Below are 1,743 nucleotides of genomic sequence, written 5' to 3'. Positions count from 1 at the left end.
CCATTCGAAGACTCCAGGGAGTTCACCTTTAGTGTGTACTCGATTTTTGTCGAACATGACATCGAGTTCCTGGGTCCTAAATATCCTCGAAAGGAGAAGCGGTAGCTCCAAATGCCTGTCACTCAAAGTGTTCCCCTAAGGGAGATTGTCTTCCCTGCTATTGTTGTCACAAAGTGGGGAGTGTGTCATCTCATGGCCTCAACCCGATTTGTGCAGTACCAAATGTGGGAGTGGATCAAGGGAGGGTGGTATCAGGAGATGCAGATCATTGATTTTGAAGGGAAGATTTTTGTTGTTGAGGAGGCGGCTAACCAAAGGCCAGTGGAAGGGGTTTTCCGGCCCCAATGGGAGCGACGATATCGCATTGGCACCGCTGATCTGAGAATTCGAGAGAGTGGTCACAAGGCATTTGACGACATCCAGAAGCTTCTGGTTGCGGAGTTCACTGAGGAATCGTCCTACGCTTCCATGCCGGCTTTTGATGAGATTCGTGCCAAATTGACAACCGCCATGGATTTCGAGGGGCTGAAGCATGCATTGAAGCCCATATTTGACTGGGACATAAAAAACATGAGCGACGAGGACTACACTGCCTGGGACAGAAGGTAGTGAAGTGCCCAATGCCGCACTTCACTTTAGGATTGAAGCGGATGTTCGGTGTGTTTAGGGCACTCCCGGAAACTATCCCTTTGAAGAAAACAGGGGTGTTGCGAGGTCTGGAATAACTTGATAGGACGGACTTTCAGCCCTCCATCCCTTTCCTGACGGATACCGGGGCCTTCGACCCCGGCTGGTATTGGGCGGACCTTCGGCCCTTCTGAGGTTTCCGGAGGTGCCCTTTACGCGAGTTGGCATGTGTCCCTCAACAGAGTTCTTATACTGCAAAACGCTCCTTTGAAGTCGATCAGGCCCTGTAGTTTCCCTGTACTTGTCTGCGCCTTTGCTTCCTAGACAGCGGGAGCCAATGGGAGAGAGCAGACCTCCATGCCTTGAATCAATCCACTCTCAAGGGTGAAGCGATGGCCCACCCGCTCATCGGCAAGAACGGTGCCTGCGAGGTCGCGAACCACCTGATGCACCTCGACCAGGATACGGTCGTCTTCGTCTGGATAGAATGCCAGCGGCTCCACTTTTGGATCGATCTCACTCCACTGTTCTTGCCAGTAAGCACCGACTTCCTCAGGTCCGCGGACAAAGCCACCCTTGAACGCTCGCGGCCAGGTCACGTCTGGTGTCATGAGGGAAACGGCAGCGGCGATGTCCCGCGCATTGAAGGCGGCGTAGGCGGCGCGGAGCAGTTCCGTTTGCGGGGAAGTGGGGATTGGGGGTGCGCTAGGCATGGTGGGTGAGGTGAGGGTATCTTGGCTGCCGCTAATCGGGGGAAGTTTGCAGTCCACGGGATTACGCTTCGCATTGGCAGCCTGATCTGATCCCTTCGTCAACCCAGGTCGAAATGTGGAGTTGAGGAGGAGTTCTGACGATCTCTGTAGCTAGGTGGAATCCGGCCTGCCTCACTCCCCTTGGGAGCGACTTTCTTGCAAAGAATCGCAATGTCCGGGCGATTACTCAAGGCCCCGCCCACTGAACCTTCATGAATCGTCGTCGTTTTATTCTCCAGTCCCTCGGTGCCACGCTCGCGCTACCGGGGCTCACCTCGCTCAAGGCCGAAGCTGTGGGGGGCAATGCTGCCGTCCAGATGGCCAAGGGGGCGGGCATGGGTGCACGACGGTTCGTGGCGATTGG

General features: G+C 55.2%; 2 protein-coding genes. One reads left to right on the top strand and one right to left on the bottom strand.

The genetic code is table 11. The features are described from left to right. Positions 1 to 111: 111 nt before the first annotated feature. On the top strand, positions 112 to 609 hold the full coding sequence (locus VLA04_01700; protein ID HSI20410.1) for a hypothetical protein: 498 nt from the start codon (positions 112 to 114) through the stop codon (positions 607 to 609). A 338-nt stretch (positions 610 to 947) separates the two neighbouring features. On the opposite strand, the gene VLA04_01695 is transcribed toward VLA04_01700, so the two are convergent. After that, on the bottom strand, positions 948 to 1,340 hold the full coding sequence (locus VLA04_01695; GenBank protein HSI20409.1) for a nuclear transport factor 2 family protein: 393 nt from the start codon (positions 1,338 to 1,340) through the stop codon (positions 948 to 950). Positions 1,341 to 1,743 lie beyond the last annotated feature (403 nt).

This window comes from Verrucomicrobiia bacterium (genome assembly GCA_035460805.1).
GTDB lineage: Bacteria > Patescibacteriota > UBA1384 > CAILIB01 > CAILIB01 > DATHWI01.
This window is presented reverse-complemented; position numbering and strand designations above follow the sequence as displayed.